This window comes from Ruegeria sp. HKCCA6707 (genome assembly GCF_013033515.1).
Classification (GTDB): domain Bacteria; phylum Pseudomonadota; class Alphaproteobacteria; order Rhodobacterales; family Rhodobacteraceae; genus Ruegeria.
Genome location: NZ_WQEG01000001.1, coordinates 192,423 through 214,442, shown reverse-complemented (window position 1 = coordinate 214,442; position 22,020 = coordinate 192,423). Strand labels below are relative to the sequence as shown.

The 22,020-nt window shown below is 57.9% G+C and carries 25 protein-coding genes; 10 read left to right on the top strand and 15 right to left on the bottom strand.

Translation table 11 applies throughout. The features are described 5' to 3' along the window. Nucleotides 1–10: 10 nt before the first annotated feature. The 4 genes from GOW40_RS01080 to GOW40_RS01065 form a co-directional block, all read right to left on the bottom strand. Entirely contained in the window at nucleotides 11–334 is a 324-nt protein-coding gene (locus GOW40_RS01080; protein WP_254444217.1) for a hypothetical protein, read from the bottom strand. A 102-nt stretch (nucleotides 335–436) separates the two neighbouring features. After that, on the bottom strand, nucleotides 437–1,309 hold the full coding sequence (mmsB, locus tag GOW40_RS01075) for a 3-hydroxyisobutyrate dehydrogenase (protein WP_171129290.1): 873 nt from the start codon (nucleotides 1,307–1,309) through the stop codon (nucleotides 437–439). A gap of 3 nt (nucleotides 1,310–1,312) precedes the next feature. Beyond that, the gene (locus tag GOW40_RS01070; RefSeq protein WP_171129292.1) at nucleotides 1,313–2,353 is read right to left on the bottom strand and encodes an enoyl-CoA hydratase/isomerase family protein; all 1,041 of its coding nucleotides are present in this window, start codon (nucleotides 2,351–2,353) and stop codon (nucleotides 1,313–1,315) included. Between the two features lie 7 nt (nucleotides 2,354–2,360). Continuing rightward, on the bottom strand, nucleotides 2,361–3,503 hold the full coding sequence (locus tag GOW40_RS01065) for an acyl-CoA dehydrogenase family protein (RefSeq protein ID WP_171129294.1): 1,143 nt from the start codon (nucleotides 3,501–3,503) through the stop codon (nucleotides 2,361–2,363). A 158-nt stretch (nucleotides 3,504–3,661) separates the two neighbouring features. Here GOW40_RS01065 and GOW40_RS01060 point away from each other — a divergent pair, with 158 nt between their 5' ends. Next, nucleotides 3,662–4,519: a hypothetical protein gene (locus GOW40_RS01060; protein WP_171098769.1), complete on the top strand. Its 858-nt coding sequence runs from the start codon at nucleotides 3,662–3,664 to the stop codon at nucleotides 4,517–4,519. On the opposite strand, the gene GOW40_RS01055 is transcribed toward GOW40_RS01060, so the two are convergent. Beyond that, nucleotides 4,516–5,631, bottom strand: coding sequence for a carboxylate-amine ligase (locus GOW40_RS01055; protein WP_171129296.1), 1,116 nt, complete (start codon nucleotides 5,629–5,631; stop codon nucleotides 4,516–4,518). The two genes, GOW40_RS01060 and GOW40_RS01055, sit on opposite strands and share 4 nt — an antisense overlap. A 133-nt stretch (nucleotides 5,632–5,764) precedes the next feature. Here GOW40_RS01055 and GOW40_RS01050 point away from each other — a divergent pair, with 133 nt between their 5' ends. Then, the gene (locus GOW40_RS01050) at nucleotides 5,765–6,616 is read left to right on the top strand and encodes a class I SAM-dependent methyltransferase (protein WP_171129299.1); all 852 of its coding nucleotides are present in this window, start codon (nucleotides 5,765–5,767) and stop codon (nucleotides 6,614–6,616) included. 71 nt (nucleotides 6,617–6,687) lie between these two features. Beyond that, on the top strand, nucleotides 6,688–7,170 hold the full coding sequence (locus GOW40_RS01045; RefSeq protein ID WP_171098774.1) for a fasciclin domain-containing protein: 483 nt from the start codon (nucleotides 6,688–6,690) through the stop codon (nucleotides 7,168–7,170). A gap of 70 nt (nucleotides 7,171–7,240) precedes the next feature. Here GOW40_RS01045 and GOW40_RS01040 read toward each other — a convergent pair whose 3' ends face one another. Beyond that, nucleotides 7,241–7,825, bottom strand: coding sequence for a L,D-transpeptidase (locus tag GOW40_RS01040; RefSeq protein ID WP_171099267.1), 585 nt, complete (start codon nucleotides 7,823–7,825; stop codon nucleotides 7,241–7,243). 183 nt (nucleotides 7,826–8,008) lie between these two features. After that, on the bottom strand, nucleotides 8,009–9,508 hold the full coding sequence (locus tag GOW40_RS01035; RefSeq protein ID WP_171129302.1) for a CoA-acylating methylmalonate-semialdehyde dehydrogenase: 1,500 nt from the start codon (nucleotides 9,506–9,508) through the stop codon (nucleotides 8,009–8,011). 104 nt (nucleotides 9,509–9,612) lie between these two features. Here GOW40_RS01035 and GOW40_RS01030 point away from each other — a divergent pair, with 104 nt between their 5' ends. The 3 genes from GOW40_RS01030 to coaD all read left to right on the top strand — a co-directional run bounded on the left by GOW40_RS01030 (nucleotide 9,613) and on the right by coaD (nucleotide 11,590). Beyond that, entirely contained in the window at nucleotides 9,613–10,515 is a 903-nt protein-coding gene (locus GOW40_RS01030; protein ID WP_171129304.1) for a LysR family transcriptional regulator, read from the top strand. Between the two features lie 62 nt (nucleotides 10,516–10,577). Further along, nucleotides 10,578–11,015, top strand: a complete 438-nt coding sequence (locus GOW40_RS01025) for a CBS domain-containing protein (RefSeq protein ID WP_171129305.1) — start codon at nucleotides 10,578–10,580, stop codon at nucleotides 11,013–11,015. An 83-nt stretch (nucleotides 11,016–11,098) separates the two neighbouring features. Further along, nucleotides 11,099–11,590, top strand: coding sequence for a pantetheine-phosphate adenylyltransferase (gene coaD / locus GOW40_RS01020; protein ID WP_171098781.1), 492 nt, complete (start codon nucleotides 11,099–11,101; stop codon nucleotides 11,588–11,590). On the opposite strand, the gene gap (GOW40_RS01015) is transcribed toward coaD, so the two are convergent. The 3 genes from gap (GOW40_RS01015) to gap (GOW40_RS01005) form a co-directional block, all read right to left on the bottom strand. After that, the gene (gene gap / locus GOW40_RS01015; RefSeq protein WP_171129307.1) at nucleotides 11,582–12,586 is read right to left on the bottom strand and encodes a type I glyceraldehyde-3-phosphate dehydrogenase; all 1,005 of its coding nucleotides are present in this window, start codon (nucleotides 12,584–12,586) and stop codon (nucleotides 11,582–11,584) included. The two genes, coaD and gap (GOW40_RS01015), sit on opposite strands and share 9 nt — an antisense overlap. Before the next feature lie 81 nt (nucleotides 12,587–12,667). Continuing rightward, the gene (locus tag GOW40_RS01010; protein WP_171129309.1) at nucleotides 12,668–12,811 is read right to left on the bottom strand and encodes a hypothetical protein; all 144 of its coding nucleotides are present in this window, start codon (nucleotides 12,809–12,811) and stop codon (nucleotides 12,668–12,670) included. Between the two features lie 72 nt (nucleotides 12,812–12,883). After that, nucleotides 12,884–13,885, bottom strand: coding sequence for a type I glyceraldehyde-3-phosphate dehydrogenase (gene gap / locus GOW40_RS01005; RefSeq protein WP_171098786.1), 1,002 nt, complete (start codon nucleotides 13,883–13,885; stop codon nucleotides 12,884–12,886). 182 nt (nucleotides 13,886–14,067) lie between these two features. Here gap (GOW40_RS01005) and GOW40_RS01000 point away from each other — a divergent pair, with 182 nt between their 5' ends. Beyond that, nucleotides 14,068–15,027 carry a DUF808 domain-containing protein gene (locus tag GOW40_RS01000; protein ID WP_171129311.1) on the top strand — a complete coding sequence of 320 codons (960 nt, stop codon included), beginning with the start codon at nucleotides 14,068–14,070 and terminating at the stop codon, nucleotides 15,025–15,027. Nucleotides 15,028–15,082: 55 nt separating this feature from the next. On the opposite strand, the gene tkt is transcribed toward GOW40_RS01000, so the two are convergent. Then, nucleotides 15,083–17,107: a transketolase gene (tkt, locus tag GOW40_RS00995; RefSeq protein WP_171129313.1), complete on the bottom strand. Its 2,025-nt coding sequence runs from the start codon at nucleotides 17,105–17,107 to the stop codon at nucleotides 15,083–15,085. Between the two features lie 247 nt (nucleotides 17,108–17,354). Here tkt and GOW40_RS00990 point away from each other — a divergent pair, with 247 nt between their 5' ends. Genes GOW40_RS00990 through GOW40_RS00980 form a run of 3 tightly spaced genes read left to right on the top strand, consistent with a single transcriptional unit; the run spans nucleotide 17,355 to nucleotide 18,843 of the window. Then, entirely contained in the window at nucleotides 17,355–18,101 is a 747-nt protein-coding gene (locus tag GOW40_RS00990; protein WP_171098791.1) for a hypothetical protein, read from the top strand. Further along, nucleotides 18,101–18,496, top strand: coding sequence for a cell division protein ZapA (locus GOW40_RS00985; protein ID WP_171129316.1), 396 nt, complete (start codon nucleotides 18,101–18,103; stop codon nucleotides 18,494–18,496). Before GOW40_RS00990 ends, GOW40_RS00985 begins: the two co-directional genes overlap by 1 nt. After that, nucleotides 18,493–18,843, top strand: coding sequence for an MliC family protein (locus GOW40_RS00980; protein WP_171098795.1), 351 nt, complete (start codon nucleotides 18,493–18,495; stop codon nucleotides 18,841–18,843). Before GOW40_RS00985 ends, GOW40_RS00980 begins: the two co-directional genes overlap by 4 nt. Here the strand turns inward: GOW40_RS00980 and grxD are convergent. The 4 genes from grxD to purL all read right to left on the bottom strand — a co-directional run bounded on the left by grxD (nucleotide 18,840) and on the right by purL (nucleotide 21,957). Beyond that, nucleotides 18,840–19,202, bottom strand: a complete 363-nt coding sequence (grxD, locus tag GOW40_RS00975; RefSeq protein WP_171098797.1) for a Grx4 family monothiol glutaredoxin — start codon at nucleotides 19,200–19,202, stop codon at nucleotides 18,840–18,842. The genes GOW40_RS00980 and grxD overlap by 4 nt on opposite strands. 24 nt (nucleotides 19,203–19,226) lie before the next feature. Next, nucleotides 19,227–19,412: a hypothetical protein gene (locus tag GOW40_RS00970; RefSeq protein ID WP_171136387.1), complete on the bottom strand. Its 186-nt coding sequence runs from the start codon at nucleotides 19,410–19,412 to the stop codon at nucleotides 19,227–19,229. Between the two features lies 1 nt (nucleotide 19,413). Further along, complete coding sequence (locus GOW40_RS00965; RefSeq protein ID WP_039530494.1) at nucleotides 19,414–19,650, bottom strand: BolA/IbaG family iron-sulfur metabolism protein; 237 nt, start codon at nucleotides 19,648–19,650, stop codon at nucleotides 19,414–19,416. Nucleotides 19,651–19,797: 147 nt separating this feature from the next. Further along, complete coding sequence (gene purL, locus GOW40_RS00960; protein WP_171129320.1) at nucleotides 19,798–21,957, bottom strand: phosphoribosylformylglycinamidine synthase subunit PurL; 2,160 nt, start codon at nucleotides 21,955–21,957, stop codon at nucleotides 19,798–19,800. Between the last annotated feature and the right edge of the window lie 63 nt (nucleotides 21,958–22,020).

The window sequence follows — 22,020 nt, the reverse complement described above, 5'->3', positions numbered from 1 at the left end:
TGGCTGAGTGTCAGTTCAGAATATCGACCACCGCGCCGATCAGGTTCAGCACCTTTCGTGTGTCCGGATCGACGCGATAAACGTAGTCACCCGCGCGGATGTAATAGTCATTGCGGTTGAGCCCATAGCGATAGGGATCTTTCACCCACCGGTAATCGCCATTGATGTACTCTCCATTGCGGTAGAACTTTTGGGCTTGGCCAGGCGGGACGCAGGGCACGGCTTTTTTGGCAAGCCCCGGAGGGCAATGCCCTGGCTTACCCTTGGCAAATGCAGTGACTGGCGTCAGCGACACAGCCACGACCATGGCCGTTTTTGTTAGTGCTTTGATCATTTCGCCATCCTTTTCTTTTGGCCAAAACGCCACAGCCCACGTCAGTAGATGGAGTTTTCCCCGGCCAATGTCAAAGGCGGCAGGCAAGTTGCCGCCAGATCGTCACGTGCGACCACGCTGTTCAAATCGCGGCAACATGGCGCTGAAATCCTGGCCCAGCCCGTTTTCGTGTTCGACAAACTGTTCGTAAAGCGCCATGGCGGCCTGACCCATGGGGGTATCGGCATCGGCGCTGTCTGCAGCCTGTTGGCTAAGACGTAAATCCTTGAGCATCAGCTCTGCCGCGAATCCCGGCTGATAGCCGTTATCCGCCGGGCTTTGTGGGCCAACGCCAGGGGCAGGGCAATAGGCATTCATTGTCCAGCTATAGCCCGATGACGTGCTGACCACGTCATACATCTTTTGCCGGTCGAGACCCAGCTTGTCGGCCAGCGCAAAGGCTTCACAGGTGGCAATCATGGTCACGCCCAGGATCATGTTGTTGCAGATCTTGGCCGCCTGACCGGCGCCTGCTTCACCGCAATGCACCGCCTTCTGGCCCATGATCTCGAACAGGGGAGCGGCCTTGGCAAAAGCGGCCTCCGAACCGCCCGCCATGAAGGTGAGCGTACCCGCCGCGGCCCCACCGATGCCACCAGACACTGGCGCATCAACGGCCAACAGACCGGCCTGAGTTGCCTGATCCGCCACCGCGCGGGCGCTGTCCACATCCACCGTTGAGCAATCGACAAGCGCAGCCCCGTTGGACATCGCTGGAATGATCTGATCGGCCACAGCGCGTAGGATCTGGCCATTGGGCAGCATGGTGATCACAACATCCGCGCCCGAGGCGGCCTCGGCGGCCGTGCCTGCCATCGCAACCCCTTCGACGCTGACATCGGCCATGTCAAAGCCTGTCACCGCGTGTCCCGCAGCTGCCAAATTGGCGGCCATAGGCGCGCCCATATTGCCCAATCCAATGAACCCGATTTTCATGGCTTAATCCTCCTCAAATGTCAGCCGGTCCGCCCCCAGGGGTTGTAGCATCTTTGACACCGCAACGGGGGGCACCAAACCATCTGCATGTTGCCATTTTGGGGTGCGATCCTTGTCGATAATCTGGGCCCGGATGCCTTCCAGAAAGTCGCTGTGCTGGGTGGCGCGGAAGGTGAAACGGTATTCCATCTCAAGCGCTTTGCGCATGGTCAGAGTGCTGGAGCGGAGCCGATGCAGCATCTCAACCGTCGCGGCCATCGACAGAGGTGAATTGCGCCCAAGGGCTTTCAAGGCCTTTTCCGAAAAGTCAGACGGGTTGTTCTGCAGCATATTGCGGATATCTGTCAGCGTCTCACCGTCGAAGTAATGGTCGATATCTCGTTGCATGTCTTTCAATGTGCTGTCGGGCAGGGCTTGCGCATGTTGCGCGATCGGCTCGGCACTGCCCGAGGCTTCGAGCATTTCGATCACCTCGGGCCAGAGATCCCGTGGAACATAGTGATCAGCAAACCCGGCATAAATCGCATCCGCTGGCCCCATGCGATGCCCGGTGGTGCCCAGATATTCGCCAAGCCGCCCCGGTGCCAAAGCCAGCATCAGAGATCCACCGACGTCAGGGATCAACCCGATCGAACATTCCGGCATCGCGATTTGCGACGTATCGCAGACCACGCGGTGACTGCCGTGGCAGCCTATGCCAACCCCGCCGCCCATGGTGAAGCCTTGCAGAAAGCTGATTACCGGCTTGGGGTATTCAAAGATCATAGCGTTCAGGCGGTATTCGTCGCGCCAAAAGGTCTGACCATAGGAGTGATTGCCTTGGGTTGCTGCGGCATAAAGCTCGGCAATATCACCGCCCGAGCAGAACGCCTTGTCGCCTTCGGCATCCAGAATGATCAGATTGACCTCATCGTCTTCGCGCCAGTTCCGTAACGCGGTATCGATGGCCATGCACATCTCATAGCTGAGCGCATTCAACGCCTGCGGCCGTGTCAGAGTAATGCGCCCGGCGCGGCCGGTGGTGCGAATATCAATATCGGGCATATGGACCTCAGCGAGCGGACAGCATCTGGCGTGAGACGATCACGCGCATGATTTCATTGGTGCCTTCCAGTATCTGATGCACCCGCAGATCGCGCACAAGCTTTTCGATGCCGTAATCGGCCAGATAGCCATAGCCGCCATGCAGTTGCAGGCATTGATCCACCACTTTTGACCCGGTCTCGGTCACGAATTTCTTGGCCATGGCGCAGAATTTGGTTGCATCTGGCGCGCCCTGATCCAGCTTCCACGCGGCCTGTCGCAAAAAGACACGGGCGGCCTGCAATTCGATTTCCATGTCCGCCAGACGAAACTGAAGCGCCTGGAATTGATCGATGGACTGGCCAAAAGCCTTGCGCTCGGACATGTATTGCATGGTCATATCCAAGCCGGCTTGCGCCGCACCCAGAGAACAGGCCGAGATATTCAACCGCCCGCCATCCAGCCCCATCATGGCGTATTTGAACCCATCGCCTTCGGTGCCTACAAGGTTGTCGGCGGGTATCTTGCAGTCATCAAACTGGACTTGCGCAGTGGGCTGGCTTTTCCAACCCATCTTCTGTTCCAGAGCACCGAAACTCAGGCCGGGGGCACCGTCCTCTACATAAACGGTCGAAATCCCTTTGGGGCCGTCCTGACCAGTGCGCACCATGCAGACATAGGCGTCGGAGTAGCCACCGCCTGAGATGAAGGCCTTGGTGCCGTTCAGCACGTAGCCTTCGTTGTTGCGTTCCGCCCGGGTTTTCAGCGCAGCCGCATCCGAGCCTGATCCGGGCTCGGTCAGGCAGTAGCTGAGCACCGTGTTCAAGCTGAGAATATCGGGCATGACGCGGGATTTCAGCGTATCACTTGCAAAGCTGTCCAGCATCTTGGCGCACATATTGTGAATCGACAAAAACGCGGCGACCGACGGGCAGGCCATCGACAGGGCCTCGAACACCAGTGTGGCGTCCAGACGGCTGAGCCCTGAGCCACCACTTTCCTCCGAAACATATAGACTGCCGAACCCAAGCTCTCCGACCTTCGGCCACAGGTCCTTTGGGATGGTCCCATCAGCTTCCCATTGGCGCGCATAGGGCGCGATATGGTCCTGCCCAAAAGCATAAGCCATGTCGAAAATGGCTGTCTGTTCCTCGGTCAATGCGAAATCCATGGCAGGCCTTCCCGTGTCTTTAGAATTGAACGGTTGTTTATTTCCTAATCCTTACAGAAATTTTTCAGCCCCGGCAAACGGTCTGGGCGAATTTGTTGGATCACCGGGTTTGGTGTAGGGTGCAGGCATTTAGAGATCGATTTTGAAGGAGTATCTTGATGTCCGGTTCCAAGATCGCCGTAGTCGTCATTCACGGTATGGGCAGCCAGTTCAGCGGCCAAAAGCAACCCTCTACAGCCATTACCTTTTCCCGCGATTTGCACAAACGCGTGTCGCGTGAGTTGGGCTCGGATTTTGACGACGTGGCATGGCACGAGATCGTTTGGGCGCATGTATTGCAAAAGCGACAGGATGAGTACCTGGCCAAGATAAAACGGCGCACCGGATATGACGACGTGCGCAGTTTTGTGGTTCACAACCTTTCAGATGCGGCGTCTTATCGGAAAACCTCGGATGGAAATGACGCGATCTATGAAAATATCCACGCCGAGATTGATCGCGTGATGGAAGACGTTCGCCGCGCGGTCGGCAATAACGCCCCTGTCTTGCTGCTTGCGCATTCCTTGGGTGGTCACATCATGTCGAACTATATTTACGACCATCAAAATCATCTGAGGAAAACCGGCCAGACCCTGTTCAATTCGCCGGTCCGCAACATGCAGACAGTGGCCGGCATCATGACCTTTGGCTGCAACATCCCGATTTTCCTTTTTGCCTATCCCGAGTCACAGATTTTCCCGATCGAACCGCCTCGGTCGGCGGTGCCACCAGCCATGAGGTTCAAGACGTGGTGGTATAACTTCTATGATAAGCACGATGTGCTTGGGTTCCCGCTGCGCGACTGCGCGGATCGTTATGATGCTTTGGTCGCGTCCAAGCAACTGCGCGATGTACCGATCAATTCGGGCAATATCTTCACCTCGTGGAACCCGTTGTCGCATAACGGGTATTGGAAAGACCCGGATTTCTATGAACCGGTAAGCCGGATGATCAAGAACATGCTGCGCGCGCTTTAAAGGTCTGCGTGGAACTCTTCGATCAAGTGGCGCACCACGGCTTGCCCGGGGTCTTCGCCGCGGGCTACTGCCTCGGCGTGAACACGGCGTTGTCGTGTGGCTGAGGTCCCGTTCTCTGCGATCTGACGCAACCGGGCAAGTTCGGTCATCGTACCGAGCGCCTCGGCGTCTTCGGCCAACATGCCCATGAGTTCCCCCATCAACTCTGCCATGGGTTTGATGGATCGGTCCCCAAAATCAATCAAGCCTTCGCCCACGCCGTAGCGCTGCGCGCGCCAGCGGTTCTCACCGATCAAGAAGCGATCATAGTAGCGCCAGCGCAGGTTTCTCTCTTTCAGTCGGCACAACATGCGGGTCAGGGCCTGCACAAGTGCGGCCAGGGACAGTGTGTGCTCTAACCGGGGCTGTACATCCATGATCCGCGTTTCAAGGGTTGGAAAACGGTGCGACGGGCGCAGATCCCACCAGATCTTGCTGGTGTCTTCGATCACACCAAGCTCGACCAGAATACCAGTGGTGCGCTCATATTCGGCCCAACTGCCAAAGATCGGTGGCAATCCGGTGCGCGGCAGGTTGTCAAACACGGTCAAACGGTACGACGACAACCCCGTGTCTTCGCCGCCCCAATAGGGCGAGGATGTGGACAGGGCCAGAAGATGCGGCAGAAAGTATGAAAGCTGGGGCATCAGATCAGCGCGCAGGGCAGGGTCTGCGACACCCACATGGACGTGCATCCCACAGATCAACATGCGCCGCGCAACGCCACCCAAGGCGTGTTGCAGCTCATCATAGCGCTCCTTGCGCGTGTGATGCTGGTCTTTCCAGTTCGCAAACGGGTGGCAGGACACCGCGATCGGCGCCAGATTATACTCTGCTGCGCGTTGCGACACGCAGGACCGCAACCGTTTCAGATCTTCACGCGCAGATCGGATCGTCGAATGGGGGCGGGTGCCTACTTCGATCTGGCATTGCAGGAATTCGGGGCTAACCTGTCCTTCGAAATCGGCCTGACAGGCCGCCATCAAGGCTTCGGGCGCTTCGGCAAGCTGCAGGCTGTCGCGGTCAACCAACAGGTATTCTTCTTCGATCCCAAGCGTAAAGTCTTGCTGCATCGCACCTCTCATCGTTCAAGTTCTGTCAGTGAATACGGAATCTCGCTTTTTGCCAAGGGTTTGATCCACTGTGGCTTGCGCAGGCCCGGCCAGCGAAGGTAAGGATCGGGCGCAATCAGGAACGAGGCCGCCGGTGAAACCGAGAAAATTTCCACAGATCAATGCCGCTCTGGACGAGCTAGGCGTCAAGCTGGTCGACAAGGTGACCGAGCAGGACGAGCGCGCGCGGTTGGAGGCGTTTGAGGCCGCCGGAGGCCTGACGCGCCCGGCCTATGCACTGTCTCCGGGAATGGAGGACTTCGACATCTCTTTGCTGGTCGAAGAGTATGCGCTTCACGCGGAATCTCTTGATGCGCTCAAGGATCCTGCGCGCAACCAGACGGGGTATCGGACCTCCAATGGCTATTATGACAGCCCGGATGCCGATGCGCTGTATCTGATGATCCGACGGTTTCAGCCCAAGCGCGTGATCGAAGTGGGATGCGGGAATTCAACCCGTGTGACCCGGCAGGCGATCCTTGATGCTGGGCTTGAAACTCAGATCACCGCGATTGATCCGTATCCACGCGCCGATATCGCGCATGTGGTGGATCAATTCGAACAAAAACGACTGGAAGAGGTCGATCCCGCGCTGTTTGATCAGTTGGAGGCGGGCGACATTCTGTTCATCGATTCCAGCCATGTCGTGCGCATGAGCAATGACGTGGCACATCTGTTCTGCCGCATCATTCCGGCGTTAAAGCCGGGTGTGGTGATCCACGTTCATGATGTTTTTCTGCCCTATGAATATCCAAAGCGCTTCTTCTACGATTGCCCCGGTTGGGGCGAGCAGTACATGTTGCACGCTTTGCTGCAATCTGGTGCGTTTTCAATGCTTTGGCCAGGATACTATCTGCAACAAGAGCGACCGGATGCGGTGGCCGCATTGCCGTTTCTGACCGAAGGGCGGGCGCAAAGTATCTGGGTGCAAATCAAAAACTCTTAATTATTTTGTGATCCGGTAGTGAAACAGGCGCGTACCCCTTTCCATAACAAGCTGGAGAGGAGAAGACAGCCATGTTCCGCCGTACGTTTATGGGCGCCGCAGCCGCCGCAGCACTTGCATTTGCAATGCCCCTGAAGGCGCAGGCCGCCGACATCGTTGACACAGCCGTGTCTGCGGGTTCGTTCAACACACTGGTTGCTGCCGTTCAGGCCGCTGGTCTGGTTGACACGCTGAAGGGCGATGGCCCGTTCACAGTATTTGCACCGACCGACGAGGCTTTCGCCGCACTGCCCGAAGGTACGGTTGAATCGCTGCTGCTGCCTGAAAACAAGGATCAACTGGTGTCGATCCTGACATATCACGTCGTTCCGGCCAAAGTGATGTCCGCTGACATCGCAGGCAAGCGCGCCAAGGTTTTGACCGTTCAAGGTGATCGCCTGAGTGTCAACGCCCGCAACGGTGTTAAAGTGAATGACGCCAAAGTTGTTCAGGCTGATATCGAAGCCAGCAACGGTGTGATCCACGTGGTCGACACGGTTATTCTGCCCGAATAATCCTGTGGCCCCGAAAAAACAAAGCCCCGGTCCTAGCGACCGGGGCTTTTGTATTTCAAGCAGCGTTGTTTTACAGAAGGCGCACTTGTGTGCCGACCTGAACCAGCGGGTAGAGCTCTTCCACATGCTGGTTATACAGCCCGATACAGCCAGACGAGCTCTGACGCCCGATCTTGCGCGTGTCATGTGTGCCGTGCACAAGGTAGGCTGGCCAGGACAGATACATCGCGCGGGTTCCCAGAGGGTTCCCGGGTTCGCCACCTTCCATTCGAATTGGCAATGTCGGGTCGCGCTCGCGCATGGATGAGGTCGGCGTCCAGCTTGGGTTTTCTGCCTTGCGCACAACTTTGGTGTACCCGCGCTTGGTTAGTTCTTCGCTCATCGGAACTGAGCTTGGATAAAGCTTGTAGGTCCCGTCAGGCCCCCAATAGTGCACAGCGCGGCTGGTGATATCAGCCAGCAAGGCACCAACGCCCAGCTCGTCAAAGTGATCCTGCCAGTTCTGTTGCGAGAATGAGGAAACATTTCGGCGCACCGGCAATTGGGTGCTGATTGCCTCTTCGTCTTGCGGGAAAGCGTCAACACTTTGGGCGCGCACAAGGGCAGGGGTGGCCAGCAATGAAGCGGCCCCCAACAGGGCCGAGCGGCGGGTCATTCGGGAATGGGACACATTTGCCTCCGGGAAAAATCTGCTCAAAACATTGTTGCCGCAGAAAATATTGCTGCTGGTCGCAAATTTCCAGTGCTGGCGCTCTGAATTTGTTGTGAATAGCCCGGTGCTCGATAAAAAACGGCCCGTCTCTGGGGCCGCTTTTCAGGTGCATTATGTGTTGCGACTTCAGTCCATCGCTTTGAAGTTGAACTCGCCACCTTCTTTGATGCCCGACGGCCAGCGGGCCGTTACGGTTTTGGTGCGTGTGTAGAACTTGAAGCTGTCCGGCCCGTGTTGGTTCAGGTCGCCAAACATGGATTTCTTCCAGCCACCAAAGGTGTGATAGGCCAGCGGCACCGGGATCGGAACGTTGATGCCGACCATGCCGATATTGATCCGGCTGGCGAAATCACGCGCTGTATCACCGTCACGAGTAAAGATCGCGGTGCCGTTGCCATATTCGTGATCCATCGCAAGACCAATGGCCTCTTCGTAGGAACCGGCGCGCACGGTCGACAGGACCGGGCCAAAGATCTCTTGCTTGTAGATGTCCATATCGGGCGTGACATGGTCAAACAGGTGCGGGCCAACAAAGAACCCGTCCTCATAGCCTTGCAGGCTGAAGTCCCGGTTGTCGACCACAAGCTTCGCACCCTGTTCCACGCCCGAGTTGATCAGGCCCAGAATGCGTTCCTTGGCGGCTCCGGTCACGACCGGGCCCATATCCACATCATCGCCTGCGGTATAGGGGCCGACCTTCAGCTTTTCGATGCGCGGCACCAGTTTTTCGATCAACGCGTCGGCAGTGGATTCGCCCACCGGCACGGCCACGGAAACAGCCATGCAGCGTTCGCCCGCCGCGCCGAAGCCAGCGCCAACCAGAGCATCCGCCGCCTGATCCATGTCGGCGTCCGGCATCACGATCATGTGGTTCTTGGCACCGCCGAAACACTGAGCTCGTTTCCCATTCGCGGTGGCGCGACTGTAGATATACTGCGCGATGGGGGTCGAACCCACAAAGCTGACACCTTGGATGATCTCGCTGTCCAGGATCGTATCGACGGCCTCTTTGTCACCGTTCACAACCTGGAACACACCTGCGGGCAAACCGGCTTCGACAAAAAGTTCGGCCAGCATTAAGGGCACGGACGGGTCACGCTCGGAGGGTTTGAGAACCACCGCGTTGCCGCAGGCCAGGGCCGGGCCCACATGCCAGAGCGGCATCATCGCCGGGAAGTTGAAAGGCATGATCGAACCAACAACGCCCAAGGGCTGGCGCATCGAATACATGTCGATACCCGGGCCCGCGCTGTCGGTATATTCGCCCTTCAGCATCTGAGGGGCGCCGATGCAGTATTCGATCACTTCCAGACCGCGTTGCAGGTCGCCTTTTGCGTCCGGGATGGTCTTGCCATGTTCGCGGCTCAGAACTTCGGCCAGCTTGTCCATGTCGCGGTTCATCAGCGCAACCATTTGCATCATGACGCGCGCGCGTTTCTGGGGGTTGGTCGCGCCCCATGCTGGCTGGGCCGCAGCAGCTGCCTCGATGGCTGCTGTGGTCTCGGAAGCGCTGGCCATCGGGCAGCGATATTGGACCTCACCGGTTGCCGGGTTGAAAACATCGTCGAAACGGCCGGATGTGCCCGCCACCATTTCACCGTTCAGAAAATGAGTCAGATCATTCATCGCAATCTCCTCCGGATGCATTTGCGCGCAGAATAGGCTTGCAGAAATGTCCTGAACAGAAGCAATATCCCAAAAGAGCTTTGCAAAAATGCAAAAGAGGTTTCATGACCCCCAATTGGGACGACATGCGCATCCTGCTGGCTGTGGCGCGCGAAGAAAGCCTGTCTGCGGCGGGGCGCGTGCTCAAGATCGACCCGGCCACTGTTGGACGCAGGATCGCGCGACTTGAGGCAGCGGTGAACGCGGTTCTGTTTACCAAGTCGCAGCAAGGCTATCTGTTGACCGAAGCCGGGCAACGATTGATGGAGCATGGTTTGCAAGCCGAAGAGGCGATGCGGGCTGCAATGGGCATGGTTTCCGCCCCTACGCAATCGCTGAGGGGACAAATCCGCATCGGCGCACCTGATGGGGCGGCAAACTATCTTTTGCCACAGGTCTGCGCGCGGATCAGCGATGCCAATCCCGATCTGGATATTCAGATCCTGGCGTTACCTCGCATCATCAATCTGTCGCGGCGCGAGGCTGACATGGCCGTGACGGTCAGCGCCCCGACGGCGGGAAAACTGTTGGTGCAGAAGATTACCGACTACCGTTTGCACCTTGTGGCCACGCAAGACTATCTGGCTGGCCACGCGCAGATCCACTCGATTGCCGAACTGAAGGGCCATCGCATGATTGGGTACATTCCCGACATGATCTTTGACCGCGAGTTGGATTACCTGAACGATATGGGCATTGACCGTGTTGCACTTGCATCAAATTCCGTCTCGGTTCAGCTGCGTCAGGTCTCGCAGGGGATGGGCGTTTGTGTGGCCCATGACTTTACGTTGCCGTTCCATCCAGACCTGCGAAAAATCCTGACGGATCAGATCAGTTTGACACGTGGGTTCTATCTGGTCCGGCATCAGGGGGATCAACGAAACGAGTTACTGAACCGCTTTGCGCAAACCCTCATCCGCGGAATACGCGATGAGGTTGCACAACTGGAGGCCCAAGGTTCAACTTGACACATTCCCGCATTCCGGCAACGCTTTGGAAAACAGCAGGTTATACCCGGAGGTTTTAGCACATGCTTGTTCAGGCCATTCTCAAGTCCAAGGCTGCCGAGGGCGTTGTGACGGTGAAACCCGATATCACGGTATCCGAAGCGGCCGAAATTCTGGCCGAAAAAAGGATCGGGACCGTTGTCGTTTCGGAAGATCAAGGCCAAACCGCTATCGGGATCCTGTCTGAAAGAGACATCGTAAGGGAATTGGCCGCAAGCGGCAGCGGATGCCTTGATAAGCCGGTCAGCGCTTATATGACCAAGGATCTGATCACAGCGACACAACAGGATAAGGTCGAAGCGATCTTGTCGCGTATGACCGAAGGACGGTTCCGCCACATGCCCGTGGTTGAAGAGGGCAAACTGATTGGCATCGTGACACTTGGTGATGTCGTCAAGGCCCAGCTGTCCGAGCTGGCGATGGAGAAAGATGCGCTGGAAGGCATGATCATGGGGCATTGAGCGCTGCGCGCGGTTTAGGCCTCTTGCACCCGCAGTCAACATATGTTTGCTTGCGCTGAAATTTTGTTGCGCAGGAGAACCCGATGCGGGTTGGATTATATCCCGGAACCTTTGATCCAATCACACTGGGTCATATCGACATTATCCGCCGCGCGGCTGCTTTGGTGGACAAACTGGTGATCGGTGTGGCGATCAACCGCGATAAGGGCCCTTTGTTCTCGCTGGAAGAACGCGTCGCGATGATCGAAGCGGAATGTGCGCATCTGACGGAGCAGACGGGCACAGAGATCGTAGCCCATCCGTTCGAAAACCTGCTGATCGACTGCGCGCGCGACGTTGGTGCGCAGATCATCGTGCGTGGTCTGCGGGCTGTGGCTGATTTTGAATATGAGTTTCAGATGGTCGGGATGAACCGCGCGCTGGACGATTCAATCGAGACGGTGTTCCTGATGGCAGAAGCCCGCCACCAGGCAATTGCGTCGAAACTGGTCAAGGAAATCGCGCGGCTTGAAGGGGACGTGTCGAAATTCGTCACGCCCCGCGTCAATACTGCGCTGAAAGAACGTTTAGCTTAACGCGCCCATCGCGGCGGCTGTGTCCAGCATCCGGTTCGAGAAGCCCCATTCATTGTCGTACCATGCCAGCACGCGCACCAGCGTGCCATCGGTGACCTTGGTTTCGGCCAGCGACACGGTCGAGCTGTGGGAATCGTGGTTGAAGTCGATCGATACCAGCGGGCGGCTTTCGGCGGCCAGAACACCAGGGATCTTGGCGGCAGCATCGATGAACAGCTGATTTACCTCTTCATCGGTGGTCGGGCGCGACACTTCGGCCACCAGATCAACTACCGAAACGTTCGGAGTGGGAACGCGGATCGCCTGACCGGTCAGTTTGCCCTGGAGCTGTGGCAGCACCAGACCAACAGCAGCAGCAGCGCCGGTGGTGGTCGGGATCATCGACAGCGCTGCGGCGCGTGACAAGTAGGGGTCTTTGCCCACGGTGTCATGGACCGGCTGGCTGGCTGTGTAGGCGTGCACAGTGGTCATGTTGCCGTGTAGGATGCCCAATCCCGCGTCCAGAGCTGCGGCGACAGGCGACAGGCAGTTGGTGGTGCAGGACGCGTTGGAAACCACCAGATCATCCGCGGTGAGTTGGTCGTCATTCACGCCAAACACAACGGTTTTCACTCTGCCATCCCCTTTGGCCGGGGCCGAGATCAAAACTTTCTTTGCACCGTTCTTGAAATGACGCTCCGCCGCCTCGCGGGTACGGAACACACCGGTGCATTCCAGCACGACATCGATATCCGACCAGGGCAGGTCCTCGGGGTTGCGCTCGCTGCTCAGACGGATGGGGCCGCGCCCCACGTCCAGACCTGCATCGCTCAGGCTGACGGGGTTGGGATAACGGCCGTGGACGCTGTCGAATTCGAACAGATGCGCGTTCATTTCGGGCTTGCCCAGGTCATTGATCGCTACGATTTCGACATCGGTTCGGCCGCTTTCCATCACCGCACGCAGCACGCCGCGTCCGATCCGTCCAAAACCATTGATTGCAAGCTTGAGGGTCATTGATTGCTCCACCAGATTGGGTGTTCAGATTGGTTAGCGCTAACAAAGCCAGATGGGCTCAAATGTCAAGGAAAACCTGTGTCATCGCCAGAACGCGAGCCAGTCCAGGAAATCGTAGAGTTTCTTGCCGAGAAACAGCAGATGTTCGGTTCCGAACAATGCGACATCCACGATCAGAGCGCCGAGAATACACAGCCCAAGCCAGATAGCGATTTGATTGGTCATGGTTGTCCCGAACGAAAAATGCCCGCCCAGATAACCTGAGCGGGCGCTACGCTACAAGAGAAGTCCGAAGTCTCAGTTAAGGCGGCCCATCGCCACGGCGACATCGGCCATACGCACCGAAAAGCCCCATTCATTGTCGTACCACGCGAGAACGCGAACCATACGGTCATCGACCACGCGGGTCTGATCCGGTGCAAAGATCGAGCTTTCTTCGGTGTGGTTGAAATCGGTCGACACAAGCGGCGCAGGCTCATATCCCAGAACACGCTGCATCGGGCCTTTTGCAGCCTCTTCAACAATGGCGTTGATCTCGGCCGCTGACGTGTCGCGGGCGGCGCGGAAGGTCAGATCCACCGCCGAAACGTTCGGGGTCGGCACACGGATGGCGGACCCGTCAAGGCGGCCTTTGAGGTTCGGCAGCACTTCACCCAGGGCCTTTGCGGCGCCGGTTGAGGTCGGGATCATCGACATTGCCGCAGCCCGCGCGCGGTAGAGGTCACTATGGCGGCGGTCCAATGTAGGTTGGTCGCCAGTATAGGCGTGGATCGTGGTCATGATGCCATGTTCGATGCCCACACCTTCGTCCAGGACCTTGGCAAGCGGAGCAAGGCAATTGGTGGTGCAGGACCCGTTCGAGATCATGTTGTCATTGGCCGTCAGCGTATTGTGGTTCACGCCAAAGACGATGGTCTTGTCAACATTTGTGCCGGGGGCCGACAGCAAAACCTTACCGGCGCCACGCTCAAGATGCGTTTTGGCTTTCAACCCGTCATTGAACTTGCCAGTGCATTCCAGAACGACGTCGCAGCCGTCCCAGTCCAGCTCGTTCATGTCATAGGTCGAAAACATCCGCATCGGGCCGCGCCCCAGATCCATGGTGTTGCCGTCGACACGAATCTCGCGCGGGAAACGTCCATGGATGCTGTCGTATTTCAAAAGATGCGCCGAGGTTTCCAGCGGACCGGTCGCGTTGATCTTGACGACTTCGATATCATTGCGGCCTGAGGCAGCAATATGCGACAGGGTACAGCGGCCGATGCGGCCAAAACCATTTATACCGACCTTGATGGTCATGGGACGACTCCAGATACGCTTGCTTTGGTCGGCATATAGCCACGAAACCAATTTCTCAAAAGAGTAAAAATGACATATTTGCAATGTGTTAGCGCAAAACCTGGACGGTTGCGCTAACGCTTGCGCTAGCTGTTGGATCAGATAGGGTCCGAGGTGCGGCGATTGTTGTGAAAGGAAGAACGATGAGTGGTCTGTTGGCCCTGCTGGATGATGTGGCCGGAATAGCCAAGGTTGCGGCTTCTTCGGTAGACGACGTGGTGGCAGCGGCCGGCAAAGCCGGGGCCAAAACCGCCGGCGTGATCATTGATGATGCGGCGGTCACGCCGAAATACGTTCAAGGTTTCGCCCCCGCACGAGAGCTGCCGATCATCTGGCGTATCGCGCGAGGATCAATATTCAACAAGATCATTCTGCTGCTGCCCGTCGCCTTGTTGCTGGCCAACTTCGCGCCATGGCTGATCACACCGCTCTTGATGATCGGGGGGTCGTATCTGTGTTTTGAAGGGGCCGAAAAGATCTTTCACGTGCTGTTTCCCCATGGAAGCCATGTTATCGATGAAGACTTGAAGAACCGCGATCCGGGTCATCTGGAAGAACAGAAAGTGCGTGGAGCGATCAAAACCGATTTCATCCTGTCGGCCGAGATCATGACCATCGCACTGGCCGCGATTGAGGCTCCTAACGTCTGGATGCAGGCGGCTACGCTGGCCGTTGTCGGGATTGGTGTGACCGTGGCGGTATATGGCTCGGTCGCGCTGATCGTTAAGATGGATGATGTCGGTCTTTATCTGGCGCAGAACGCTCTAACATCTGTTGGGCGCAGTCTGGGCCGGGGTCTGGTGCGGGCGATGCCGGGTGTGATGAAAACCCTGTCGATCGTGGGCACGGCGGCTATGCTGTGGGTCGGCGGGTCGATTGTCATCCACGGTATGGAGGTTCTGGGCTTTGGCTGGCTGGGCCATCATATCCACGATTGGGCCTATGCGCTGGGGCATTCGGTATCCGCGCAGTGGACAAGTGCCGTTGAATGGATTTCGAAAGCCACAATGGACGGTGTGTTTGGTTTGGCCTGGGGGATGGTACTGATCCCCTTGGCGACCAAGGTGATCATGCCGATGTTCGGAAAATCCGGCGCCCATTGATCCAAATGAAAAAGGCGGCCACGGGCCGCCTTTTGCTTGATCCGCTGGGTCTGTTTTACAGCCCGAGCAACTCCTTGACCTTGGCAACTGTCGCTTCGGCTGTAATGCCGAAATGCTTGTACAGCTCGCCCGCTGGGGCAGAGGCGCCAAAGCTGGACATGCCGATGAACCCGACTTTGGCCTCGCGGCCGCGTTCGCCAAGCAACCAGCGATCCCATCCGCCCGCGCGCACGGCGGCTTCGATGCCGACCCGGACCGGGCCGCCCGGAAGCACGCGTTTGCGATAGGCTTCGTCCTGTTGGGCAAAAAGCTCCATACAGGGCATCGAGACCACACGGGTGCCGATACCTTCGGCTTCAAGCATCGCTTTGGCCTCCATGGCCAGCGACACCTCGGACCCGGTGGCGATCAGGATGGCCTGACGTTTGCCTTCAGCTTCAGCCAGAACATAGGCGCCCTGTGCGGTGAGGTTTTTGGTTTTGTGATCCTTGCGCACCGTGGGCACGCCCTGACGGGTCAATGACAGGACAGAGGGGCTGTCTTTGAAGGTCAGAGCCAATTCCCACGCCTCGGCGGTTTCAACGGTATCAGCAGGGCGGAACACATAGGTATTGGGCGTCGCGCGTGAAATGGCCAGATGTTCGACCGGCTGGTGGGTCGGTCCGTCTTCGCCCAGACCGATGGAGTCATGGGTCATCACGAAGACCGTCGGCACTTTCATCAGAGCAGCCAAACGCATGGACGGGCGGGCATAGTCGGTGAAGGCCATGAACGTTCCGCCATAGGGGCGGATACCACCATGCAGCGCCATGCCGTTCATCGCGGCGGCCATGCCGTGTTCGCGGATACCGTAATGGATATACCGACCCTTGCGGTTTTCCGGCAGGAACACGCCCATATCCGCAGATTTGGTGTTGTTCGATCCGGTCAGGTCCGCCGAGCCGCCGATGGTTTCCGGCATGATCGGGTTGACCACGTTCAAAACTTTCTCGGACGAGGCACGGGTGGCCAGCTTGGGCTGCTCTTCCGCCATCTGCTTTTTAAAGGCACGGATGGCACCGGCCAGTTTTTTGGGTGCCTCAAAGGCATAGGCCCGGTTGAACTCTGCCTGTTTGCGTTCCGAAACTTGGGCAAAGCGTTCTTCCCAGGCAGTACGTTCCGCAGCACCCCGAGCCCCAATGGCTTCCCAGGCGGATTTGACTGCCGACGGAATCTCGAACGGACCGTGCGGCCAGCCATAGCTTTCCTTGGCAGCTTTAAGCTGGTCCTGATCGGTCAGAGCACCGTGACCTTTCGACGTATCCTGCGCCGCATGGCCCAACGCGATATGGCTTTCGCAAGCGATCATTGTTGGCTTGTTCGACGATTTGGCCTTGGTGATGGCTTCATCGATGGCTTGCGGATCGTGGCCGTCAATCTCGATCACCTGCCAGCCCGACGCGGCGAACCGTTTCACCTGATCCGTGCGATCGGCAATATCGACGGTGCCGTCAATGGTGATATTGTTGTTGTCCCAGAACACGATGAGCTTGCTCAACTCGTGCCGTCCGGCCAATGTGATGGCCTCTTGGCTAACGCCTTCCATAAGGCAGCCGTCGCCAGCGATCACGTATGTATAGTGATCGACGATCTTTTTACCGTATTGCGCACGCTGGATTTCTTCGGCCATGGCGAAACCTACGGCGTTCGAGATGCCCTGACCCAGCGGACCGGTGGTGGTTTCGACACCATTGATCAGAAAGTTCTCGGGGTGGCCTGCGGTTTTGGCACCCAACTGGCGGAAATTCTTGATCTCATCCAGCGAGACATCCGCGTGACCTGTCAGATACAGCAGCGAATAGACCAACATCGAGCCATGGCCCGCTGACAGAATGAACCGGTCGCGGTCGGGCCAGTTTGGCGCGCTTGCATCGAATTTCAGGTGCTTTTCGAACAGTACAGTCGCGACATCGGCCATGCCCATCGGCATGCCGGAATGGCCGGAATTGGCGGCGGCGACGGCATCAAGGGTCAGGGTACGGATGGCCGCAGCCTTGTCCCAGTGTTCAGGGTTGGCTTTGCGCAGCGCAGTCAGGTCCACGGGCGTTGTTCCTTTGGATTACGGATGAGTTACGGGCGGTTGCGCCGCTGAATACCACTCACTTGCCAAAGTGCAAGCAGAACCGGGGCGATATCTCGCCGCTTGGTTCAAGAACTCGCCCCAAGCCCTTGAAAGCAAACAGTGGGTATTTTCCAATACATTCCGTTAGACTAGGCACAGATGATGGCATGGCGTGATTCGTAGACGTCACCACGCATACGAACCTTGACAAAGAGGTGACAGGGGCATGAGCCAAATCGAAGAATTACAGCGGCGCATTATCGTTGCTATGCATCGGATCGGAACAGGGGTCGACGCTTTGGCAGAAGCGACCCTGGAGAGCAGCGGTTCAGATGAGGGTTTGCGCGCGACGCTTGACCAGGAACGTCAGCTTACCGCCGAGTTGCATGAGCGGATCAAAACTCTTGAAACGCGCCACCAAAGTGAGATTGACAACCTGCGGGCCGAGTTGGAGCGGGCAGAGGGTGAGCCAGAGAAAGACCCCGAGATGGATGTGCTGCGTCAGCAGCTGGCCGAAGCGAAGACAACACTGGCGTCGGTTGAAGCGGCGCGCGCGGAATTGGCTGAGGCCAAGGCTGCGTTGGACAATACCGACGAAGTTGACGGGCTGAAGGCGGAAATCGCGCAGCTGAAAGCAGAGCTGGCCGATAGCGAACGCATAGAAGAGCTGAGCGCTGAGCTTGATATGCTGCGGGCCGAGCGCAGCAGCCATGGCGCCGCGATGAGCCGGTTGGACGACGATTTGCAGCGGATGCGCAAAGCCAATGAACAACTTAGGGCATCGATGGATGAATTGCGCGCGGCCGCACAGAACGGTTTGCCGGACGCCGCGCTTTTGAACCGAGCCACCGCTGCCGAGCTTGAAGCCACCCGTGCGGCGCAAGCGACCGATGCTGCCGAAGCTCATGCGGTTCTGGCGCGTCTGGAACCGCTTTTGTCGCGCGCACAACTGACCGAGGGAGAGGTGGAGTAATGCCCGAAGTGACCATTTATATCGGTGGCCGCGGCTTTCATGTCTCGTGCCAGGAAGGTGAAGAGGCGTTCTTGCAATCCGCAGCCAAGATGCTGGACGATGAAGCGCAGGTATTATCGGATCAGATTGGCCGGATGCCGGAATCGCGGATGTTGCTCATGGCGGGGCTGATGCTTGCCGATAAAATGGCCGAATCCGATGAGCGGTTGAAAACACTTGAATCCAAACTGGCCGAAACCGAGGCCGAATTGAACCGCCATCGTCTCGCCCCTCCACCTGAACCGGAACGTATCGAGGTTGCGGTTGTGCCGCCATCGGTCACCGATACGCTGGCGGAAATGGCTGCACGGGCTGAAGCGCTGGCTGCGGTAATCGAGGAGAAGTCCGCGAAATGACCTGCTTGCCCAAACTGGCTCTGGCTGCCGCGCTGTCGCTTGGCGCGTCGGCAGCACTGGCCGAGATCGACATTCTGTCCGTCGCCTTCAATTGCGAAAACAATACGCGCATTCCGGTCACCTATTTCAACGCATCCGATGGGTCCGGGGCGGCGGCATTGGTTTTGAACGGAGAGCTGATCGCAATGCGTCAGGTTCCCAGCGGGTCGGGCATCCAGTATGAATCGGTGGATGCCAATGGCCTCTATACGCTGCGGTCCAAAGGGTGGGACGCGACGATCACCCATCAACCCGCAGGCAGTACAGCCCCCGAAACCCTGTTGTTCAGGGACTGTTCCAGCCGCTAGGCGTTGGCTTCGCGGATTTTGTCCGCGGCATCCTTGTCGTAGGTGACACCATTGTCATCAAACAGAGTGTCCAACTCGCCCGACAAAGTCATCTCGGTGATGATATCGCACCCACCGACAAACTCGCCTTTGACGTAAAGCTGCGGCACGGTCGGCCAGTCGGAATAATCCTTGATGCCCTGGCGCACGGCTTCATCCGCCAGCACGTTCACGTCAGCATAGTCAACACCCATATAGTTCAGCACGCCGGCCACACGGGACGAAAACCCGCATTGCGGCATCTCTTTGGTGCCCTTCATATACAGAACGACGTCATTGGCTTTGACGGTTTCGTCGATCTGGGTTTTTACATCGGTCATTTCGCGTTTCCTTGTCATCAGCGCTCAATCGCGCTTGTTCATGCGTTCCAATCGATCGTTTTCTGCTTGTACCTTGTTTACAAGGTCAACATCGGTCGCTTCCATTCCAAGTATGGATTTGTGTTTGGCTCGTGAATGGCTCAACGCCAAAAGCGTGATCAACGCACCAAAACCGGCTACCGCAAACAAAATGACGATTACATGCTCCATCTCACTCCGGCACTTTGGTGGTCAGCGCCAGCGCGTGCAATTCTCCATCTGGGCCGTCCATCTTGCCTTTCAAGGCCGCATAGACCGCGCGCTGTTGTTGGACGCGGTTTTTGCCCCGAAAGCTTTCGTCCACGACCATGGCGGACATGTGTACGCCATCGCTGCCGCCAACCTGAATTTCCGCGTTGGGAAAGCTCTCGCGCAGCAGGGTTTCAATCTCGTGGGCGCTCATCGGCATTTAGGTCACTCCTGAAAGTCTTTCCCAAGATGTAGAGCGCCTGGCGGGGGCGTGCAAGATGTGACGCGGGCGCAGCGCGGGAAAACCCGCGCCTGTGATAAGCGCGGGATTTTCCGTGTTTGAAACGAGAAGAAGGGGTGGGCGTGCTTATGCCACCGCAGAGGCAAAGCTGGTGCGGAAGATATCGGTCAACTCGCTCAGAGGCGCTTCTGCGCTGCCAATCCTGACGCTGTCGCCGGTGAACCGGCCAACCGATACCAAAGGCACGCCCGCCTGACCGGCGGCGATCATCAGCGCCTCGGCCTGATCAAAGTTGCAAGCGACCAGATAGCGTGCCTGATCTTCGCCAAAGAGGAAGTCGGTTGGCGCCTCATCAAGGCAGACACCGACGCCTGCGGCTTCGGCCAGTTCGAACGCGGCCAGTGCCAGACCACCATCACCCAGATCAGTGCAGGCTTTGATCATCTCGCGATTGGCGCGGATGAAATCGCCGTTGCGCTTTTCTGCGGCCAAATCAACCTGCGGCGCGTCGCCGTCTTCGCGGTTGAAGACCTCGGCCAGCAGGGCGGATTGGCCCAGATGGCCGGTGGTGTCGCCGATCACCAGCGCCACGTGACCCTCGCGCACTTCATTGCCGATGATCTCATCGGTGTGGGTCAGCAGGCCGACCGCGCCGATGGTGGGGGTGGGCAGGATCGCCTGGCCATCGGTTTCGTTATAGAGCGAGACATTGCCCGACACGATGGGCATATCCAGCGCGCCGACAGCGGCACCGATGCCCTGAATGGCACCGACGAACTGGCCCATGATCTCGGGCTTTTCGGGGTTGCCGAAATTCAGGTTGTCAGTGGTGGCCAAGGGCGTTGCACCCACGGCGGTGAGGTTGCGATAGGCTTCGGCCACCGCCTGTTTGCCGCCTTCCACCGGGTTGGCTCGCACATAGCGCGGTGTCACATCGCTGGTGAAAGCCAGAACCTTGTCGGTGCCGTGCACGCGCACCATGCCAGCGCCCAGGCCGGGCGTGCGCGCTGAATCGGCCATGACCATGGTGTCGTACTGTTCATAGACCCATTGCTTGCCGGCATAATTGGGCGAAGCCAGAAGCGCGCGCAAACCGTCGATCGGGTCGATCTGCGGCACGTCATCGAGCGGCGCAGCCGGCGGTGTCGGCTCCCACGGGCGATCATATTCGGGTGCGGTTGAGGAGAGTTTGGACAGAACCAGATCGGCTTTGACCTCGCCATTGTGCATGATCAGGAAGCGGTCTTCGGCGATTGTTTCGCCGACGATGGCGAAATCCAGATCCCATTTTTCGAAGACCGCGCGCGCCTCAGCCTCAAGCTCGGGCTTGAGAACCATCAACATGCGTTCCTGGGATTCTGACAGCATCATCTCATAGGCGGTCATGTTCTCTTCGCGCTGGGGCACGTTTTCCAGATCCAGACGTACACCCAGACCACCTTTGTCACCCATTTCAACGGCAGAACAGGTCAAGCCCGCAGCACCCATATCCTGAATCGAGATCACAGCACCGGTCTGCATAAGTTCAAGCGTGGCCTCCATCAGGCGCTTTTCGGTGAAAGGATCGCCAACTTGAACCGTGGGGCGTTTTTCTTCGATCGTGTCATCGAATTCGGCCGAGGCCATGGTTGCGCCGCCCACACCATCACGACCGGTCTTCGCACCAAGATAGACAACGGGCATCCCGATCCCGGAGGCAGCGGAGTAGAAGATCTTGTCACTGTCTGCGAGGCCTGCGGCGAACGCATTTACAAGGCAGTTGCCGTTATAGGCCGGGTGAAACCGGACCTCACCGCCCACGCAAGGTACGCCGAAGCAGTTGCCATAACCGCCGATGCCTTCCACCACGCCGTTCACCAACTGACGGGTCTTGTGGTGCCCGGGTTCGCCAAAGGACAACGCGTTCATCGAGGCGATGGGGCGCGCGCCCATGGTGAAGACGTCACGCAGAATGCCACCCACACCCGTGGCCGCACCTTGATAGGGTTCGATGTACGAGGGGTGGTTATGGCTTTCCATCTTGAAGACCACGGCCTGACCGTCACCAATATCAACAACGCCTGCATTCTCCCCCGGGCCACAGATCACCCGCGGGCCCGATGTGGGCAGGGTGCGCAACCATTTCTTGGAGGATTTGTACGAGCAGTGCTCATTCCACATGGCCGAAAAGATGCCCAGTTCGGTGAAGCTCGGTTCACGTCCGATGATCTCGAGGATCATGTCGTATTCCTCGGGCTTGAGCCCATGTGCAGCAATCAGATCGGGTGTGATGGCGGGCTCTTGCATCGTCTGTCCTGTGTTCAAATGGGCCGAGTTTGCGGGCCTTTTAGGGCAAGGCGCGGGCTGTGG